Annotated in this window: 1 protein-coding gene; it reads right to left on the minus strand. The window is 37.2% G+C overall.

The features are described from left to right. Positions 1-317 precede the first annotated feature (317 nt). Positions 318-602 (minus strand): BRCT domain-containing protein, encoded by a 285-nt coding sequence (locus AALA56_RS10155; RefSeq protein ID WP_369909908.1) that lies wholly within the window; start codon positions 600-602, stop codon positions 318-320. Positions 603-608: the final 6 nt, after the last annotated feature.

A 608-nucleotide genomic window follows, 5' to 3' on the forward strand; every position in this document is an offset into this window, starting at 1 on the left:
TCAGCCATAAAAAGACCTATAATTTTTACTTTGGCATAGATGTCACGAGGGACACCATATTTTTCATCATCCATCTACCGTCCTCTTCCTTTCTGTTTGATAATTCTATGATAAGAGATAATAACAATCTGTGCTGTAAGGGGACAAGTTAGTTCTTACTCATCTCAAAAAGTTATTTTAATATACAAAAAGTTATATATCTTTATGGATAAAAAAGAAGCCTCAAGATTGACTTGAGACTCCTCTTTATGAACATGTACAGTATCATGTTAATAGTTTACCTTTTTTTGAAAAAAACGTAAACACCTGTGCGACTGTCACATGTAAGAGTTTTTTACCATATTGAAAAACGCTTCTTCTGATAAAATGGTAATCGCTTGCCCTTGTGCCATGCGAGAGAGGGCTGCGTCATACTTTTTAGAACGTCTATCAGGTTCAAAGAGATCGAGTTGCTTGTGTCCCACCACAAGAATATCTGTTTGACTAGAGACATAGTTCTGAACTATCGCTCCTTCTTGCTCCAAAAACTCCGTAGCCTCTTGCCTTGTCATAGGACGCAGACTACCTGTAATCACTACAACCTTACCTGTTACATCCATCATAGGCAT

It is taken from the genome of Streptococcus hyointestinalis, assembly GCF_041225505.1.
Lineage (GTDB): Bacteria > Bacillota > Bacilli > Lactobacillales > Streptococcaceae > Streptococcus > Streptococcus hyointestinalis_B.

What these genes read in the sequence shown, in the direction of transcription:
- AALA56_RS10155 (WP_369909908.1), bottom strand. Translation starts at nt 602, where the DNA reads ATGATGGATGTAACAGGTAAGGTTGTAGTGATTACAGGTAGTCTGCGT.